The 5,911-nt window shown below is 60.4% G+C and carries 3 protein-coding genes; 1 reads left to right on the top strand and 2 read right to left on the bottom strand.

Going from position 1 to position 5,911, the window contains the following annotated elements:
- Positions 1-171 precede the first annotated feature (171 nt).
- The gene (locus ACA060_RS19590) at positions 172-1,128 is read left to right on the top strand and encodes an alpha/beta hydrolase (protein WP_497312629.1); all 957 of its coding nucleotides are present in this window, start codon (positions 172-174) and stop codon (positions 1,126-1,128) included.
- A 249-nt stretch (positions 1,129-1,377) separates the two neighbouring features.
- On the opposite strand, the gene ACA060_RS19585 is transcribed toward ACA060_RS19590, so the two are convergent.
- A complete protein-coding gene (locus ACA060_RS19585) occupies positions 1,378-3,843 on the bottom strand; it encodes a TonB-dependent siderophore receptor (RefSeq protein WP_497312627.1) in 2,466 nt (821 codons plus the stop codon).
- A 232-nt stretch (positions 3,844-4,075) separates the two neighbouring features.
- Entirely contained in the window at positions 4,076-5,725 is a 1,650-nt protein-coding gene (locus tag ACA060_RS19580) for a cyclic peptide export ABC transporter (protein WP_109633416.1), read from the bottom strand.
- Between the last annotated feature and the right edge of the window lie 186 nt (positions 5,726-5,911).

Genomic DNA, 5,911 nt, shown 5'->3' with positions numbered 1-5,911 from the left:
AAACAATTGTGGCGAGGGAGCTTGCTCCCGCTGGGCTGCGAAGCGGCCCCCCTTATCCCTAATAAGAAGGGGACTGCTGCGCAGTCCAACGGGAGCAAGCTCCCTCGCCACAGGGTTTTTCGCTGGTTTCAAGATTCTGTATTGACCTATTTGTGTAGAAGGATTCGTCCCATGGCCGTGTTGCCAGAACTTGAAGCATTTCTCGAACTCGCCGAGTTCGGCCGGATGACCGGCAAAAGTCGTGCGATGCATGAACAGTCGCCCCAACAGGCGCGGATCGATTTTGAAGCCTCCTCCGGGTTTCTCGACGTGCCACTGGACAACGTGGCCTGCGAGGATTTCACCATCGCCGCAAGGGACGGCCACAGCCTGTCGGCGCGGCTTTATCGCGCGGGGCAAACTGTCGACGGCTTGCAGCCGGTGGTGTTGTATTTCCATGGCGGCGGCTATGTGGTCGGCAGCCTCGATTCCCATGATGCACTGTGCCGGCGACTGGCCTCGCAGGGCGGGTTTGCGTTACTGACCGTGGATTATCGACTGGCCCCGGAGTGGCGTTTCCCGACTCCGGTGCAAGACGCCTGCGATGCCGGCAACTGGCTGGTGCGCGAAAGCGCGGTGCGGGGGCTGGATGCGAATCGGGTCGCGCTGGTCGGCGACAGCGTGGGCGCGACACTGGCCACGGTGCTGTCGATCATGGCGGTGCGTGAGCCTCAGGAACTGGCGCTCAAACCCAAGGCGCAAGTGCTGTTGTACCCCGTGACCGACGCGACCACCAAGCGTGCCTCCCATCGTGATTTCGCCGAAGGGTATTTGCTGGAGACGCCGACGCTGGACTGGTTCTACGCGCATTACGGGCGTACGTCAGAGGACCTGGCGGATTGGCGTTGCTCGCCATTGCTGGCGGCAGATCTTTCGGGCGTGGCGCCGGCGCTGGTGTACCTGGCCGGGCATGATCCGCTGCGTGACGAAGGGCTGGCGTATGCCGAGCTGTTGCGAGCGGCGGGCAATGAGGTGACGTTGCTGGAGCAGCCGGGGATGACCCATGACTTCATGCGCATGGCGGGGTTGTTGAGCGAAGTGGAAGGGATTCATGCAGAAGTGGCGGGGTGGGTGCGTTCGCGGGTTTGAGTTGAAGTGAAAAAAAACCGCCATGCCTGGATCAGGGGTGGTGGTTTTTTTGTGTCCGGCTCAGGGCAGTTTGTTGTTCCGGCAATTGCCATCGCGGGCAAGCCCGCTCCCACAGGGATTTGTGAACGCCGCAAAAAACTGTGGGAGCGGGCTTGCCCGCGATGGCGGACCCACATTCACCACAAATCCCTGGCCCAAAAAAAATGCCCGCATCTCACGACACGGGCATTTTTCATTTCAGCTCACGACTCAGAAATCATACTTCGCGGTGACCTGCACGTTACGCGGCTCGCCGTAGAACGTGGTATCGAAGTTGCCCAGGCCCGTCAGGTAGTTCTTGTCGAAGACGTTGTTGGCATTGACGGTGAAGCTCAGGTGGTCGTCGAACTGGTAACGGGTCATCAGGTCCACGAGGGTGTAGCCACCTTGCTTGATCTGGGTGTAGTCGCCCGCGCTGGCGCTGTAGATCTTGCCGTAGAACGCGCTCTGCCAGCTCACGCCGCCACCGACGGTGAACTTGTTCATCACGCCCGGCAGACGGTAGGTGGTGAAGGTACGAACGACGTGTTCAGGACGGGTGGTGGACAGCGGGTAGCCGAAGATCCGTTGCTCGTCCTGGTCACGGGTCCGGGCGTAGGTGTAGCCGGCGGACAGGTTCCAGCCCTCGGCCAGTTCACCGGCCAGTTCCAGTTCCACGCCCTTGGTGGTCGCGCCGTCGATGGCTTTGTAGATGCCTTCGTTGGTGACCGGGTTGGTGCCGATCGATTCAGCGACGTTGTCCTGCTCGATGCGGAAGAAGGCCAGGCTGGCGTTCAGCTTGCCTTCGAAGTAGGCCGCTTTCAGACCGGTCTCGTAAGCGTTGCCTTCAACCGGCTGCAGCGTCGAACCGTTGGCGTCCTTGTAGATTTGCGGTTGGTAGATATTGGTGTAGCTGGCGTATGCGGAGTACGTGTCGTTCAGGTCGTACACCACACCGGCGTACGGCGTGACGACGCCGTGTTCCTTGTAGCTGGCGTGGGTGTCGGTCTGACCGGCGCCCGGGTTGTAGCTGTAGTCTTCGTTGTACTTGAAGGTGCTCAGGCGGGTGCCGAGGATGAACGACAGGTCGTCGGTGGGGCGCAGGCGCGTGGCCAGGTAAACGCCGTTCTGGCTCTGGGTGCGCTCGTATTTGCCGTTCTTCGGGAATTCCTGTTTCGGCAGTTCGCCGTTCCAGTCATAGATGCTGCCTGGAACTTGGGAGAACGCGCTGGTGTCGTAAGTCGCGCCGGTCTGGCGCGAGTGGGACGTCATGACACCGGCGACCAGTTCGTGCTCGCGACCGCCCAGGCTGAACGGGCCGGAGACGTTCACGTCAGCGGTGTTCTGCACGCGATGGCCTTCCCAGCGACCCCAGTAAAGGAACATGCCTTCACCGGTGGCGCGGTCCGGGTTGCCGCCGCTGGCCGAGGCCAGTTGGGTGTCGTGATCGGTGGTTTTCTGGTCCAGGCTGACTTTGAGTTTCCAGTCATTGGCCAGCGCTTGTTCCAGCGAGGCGAAGTAGGTGGTGCTGTCGAAGTCTCGACGGCTCCAGTCGGCAGCCGGGTTGAAGTGACGCGGGAACTCGGTACGGCCGCCATCGGCGAAGTAGGTCGGGTTACCGGTCCACGACGAACCGCGCGGGGTGGCGCTGGACTTGTCGATGCCGAAGGTCAGCAGGGTGTCGTCGGTCAGGTCGGCTTCGAGGACGCCGTAGAACAGGTCTTTCTTCTGGCTGTAGTGATCCAGGTACGAGTTGGCATCCTGATACGTGGTCACGAAGCGACCGCGGACGTTGCCGGAATCGGTCAGTGAACCGGAAATGTCGCCCTCAGCGCGGTATTTGTCCCAGCGGCCGGCGGTGGCGCTGACCGAGGCCTTGAAGTCCTTGGTCGGCTTCTTGCGGATCAGGTTGACCGTGGCGGACGGATCGCCCGTGCCGGTCATCAGGCCGGTAGCGCCCTTGATGACTTCGATGTGGTCGAGGCTGGCCGAGTCGTCGCTGTTGTTCGGGTTTTCACCGTAGACACCGTCGTAGATGGTGTTGACGCCATCGTACTGAAAGTTGGTGATGGCCTGGCCCCGGGCGGAAAATTCGGTACGGTCACTGTCGTATTTCTGCGACGTGATGCCGGGGGTGTTGCGCAGTGCATCGCCGACGCTCTGTACGCCGCGATCGTCCATTTGCTGACGGGTCACCACGGTCACCGATTGCGGTGTTTCGCGCAGGGTCAGCGGCAGCTTGGTCGCGGTGGTGGTGGCGCCGGTGGTGTAGGAGTTGGTGTCTTCAGTGGTCAGGCCCAGGGCCTGGCCGGAAATCGTGGTCGCGCCCAGTTGCAGGCCCGAACCGCCGCCGGAGACCAGGGTGACGCTGTTGCCGTTGATCTGGAACGAAATGCCGGTGCCTTTGAGCAGGGCGCTCAGGGCCTCGGACGGCTCCAGCGAACCGGACACCGCACGGGACTTGATGCCCGCCACCTGATCCGGGCTGTAGAGGATCTGCAGGTTGGTCTGCATGCCCAGCTCGGTCAGCGCGTTGGAAAGCGGCTGCACGGCGATATTCACTTTTACAGGTGCAGCATTGGCCATCGAGCTCCCCAGCAAGGTGGCGGTCAGCAGTACGCTGGTGAACAGGGTGCGATGCAATGTCGGGCGCTGTACGGCCAGCGCGATAGGTGTGCGGCGTGGTTGAGGTCGCATTACTTACCTGTGCTCCTGAAAAGTATTGTGCAGAGTTTTTGTTAATAAGAATTATTATTAGACGCGGCACAAACCAAAAACCGGAAAGAAACCCGTCAAATAAATTTTCACAGGGCAAAAAAGTAAAACCTGTGGGAGCGGGCTTGCTCGCGAAAGCGGTGTGTCAGGCAACATCGCCAGCGACTGACACGCCGTCTTCGCGAGCAAGCCCGCTCCCACAAGTCAAAGGTGTTTAGGCCGGTGCCAGCTCGGTGACGACCCGGCCGCTTTCCATGCGCACCAACTGGTCGGCCACGTCGAAATAGCGGTCATCGTGGGAGATCACGATGATGGTTTTGCCCAGGCGCTTGAGGTCCGGCAGCAGCTCGGTATAGAAAATCCGGCGGAAGGTCGGGTCCTGGTCGGCCGCCCATTCATCGAACACCAGCACCGGGCGCTCCTCGAGCCAGGCATTGACCAGTGCCAGGCGTTTGCGCTGGCCGGTGGAAAGATCGGTGGTGGTGAAATTGCCGTCCTTGACGCTGACCTTGTGCGCGATTTCCAGGCGTTGCAGGTATTTGTTGGCGTCTTCGGGGATGTGCGTGTCGCCCTGGATCACGTCATCAAAGAGGTAATAGTCAGCGAAGATCGTGGTGAACAATTGGCGGTAGTCATCACGGTTCTTCGCATCAATCGCCTCGCCGTTGACCCGGATCTCACCCTGCTGCGGCGTGTACAAGCCCAGCAGCAACTTGATCAGCGTGGTCTTGCCGCAACCGTTCTCGCCGACAATAAAGGTGATGTCGCCTTGCTTGATCGTCAGGTTGACCGGGCCGAGCTGGAACGGCGCGGCACCTTCGGCAGCCGGGAAGGCGAAACGCACATCGGCCAGTTTCAGTTCGTGCACGGCTTGCTTGACGTTGCCCTGATCGCTGAGCAACAAGTGTGGTTCAGGGGTGGAAAACTGTTCGGACAACTCGGCGATCCGGCGGAAGGCAATCTGCGCGCGGCTGACAATCGGCAGCGTGCTGATCAAATGTTCCAGCGGGCCTTTCATGTACAGCAGCACCAGCACAAAGCCGCTCATCACAGTCTTGTCGGCGCTTGGCCAGAAGGTTTGCAGCGCCAGGGCCAGACCAATGACCACGAAGAACAGCATCGAGCCGAAGGTCTTGGCGATGACGAAGGTGTTGATCGAACGCACTTGTGTGTTGCAGATGAATTCGGCCGTGGCCTTGATGCCCGAGACAAACATGCGCTGGCGACGTGGACGGTGAATCCGCAGTTCCTTGGCGCCTTCGGCAATCGCGTTGTAGTGCTTCTGCAGTTCGTCTTCAGCGTCACGGGCGGCCATGAAGCCCTGCACACCTTTGCTCTGGGCGTAGGCCTGGATCGCTGTGCCGATCAGAATCGCGGCGACCATGATCAGGAACATCGGCCATGAAAGAATGGCCAGGTAACCCATGCAACCCAGGGTCACGGTCACGGAAATCGCCAGCGGCGCGAAGGCGAAGGCGAAGTCGCTGATGGTGTCGACGTCGTGGGTCAGCACCGGAATCAGGCGGTGGCTGCGATAGCGTTCGATCTGTTCGATCGGTGCCGAGAGGACTTTTTCACCGAGCTGTTTACGCAGTTTGGCGATGATGTGCTGGCCGACGTAGTTGGTGCCGATGTCCGAGCAGATCGAACTCAGCAGCGCCAGCAGGCACAAGCCGGCGAACAAGGCAACAACGCCCTGGGTCAGGCCGGTGTCCGAATGCAGGGCGTTGTTGATGGTCGCCAGCAGTACCGTGACGCTCAAGCCGCCGACCATGCCCAGGAAAATGGACGCGGCGACGATGAGTCGAAACGGTTTCAACAGGGCGAACAACTCGCCGATGGCGCCACGGGGAGGCTGGGTCATGGAAGACAGTTCCTTGGGTATAAAGGCAGATACCCAGTAGAACGTCTGATCGAGGGGTTAATTTACAAGGTTGCCGACTGGCGGTGATCGCGACTCAAACACATGACCCTGTGGGAGCTAGCCTGCTAGCGATGACTGCATCACAGTCGATAGATATGTCGACTGTCAGTCCGCTATCGCGAGCAG

The organism is Pseudomonas sp. LBUM1671, from assembly GCF_059695685.1.
Note: the sequence above shows the minus strand (reverse complement) of the source record. Positions and strands in the feature narration are given on the sequence as shown.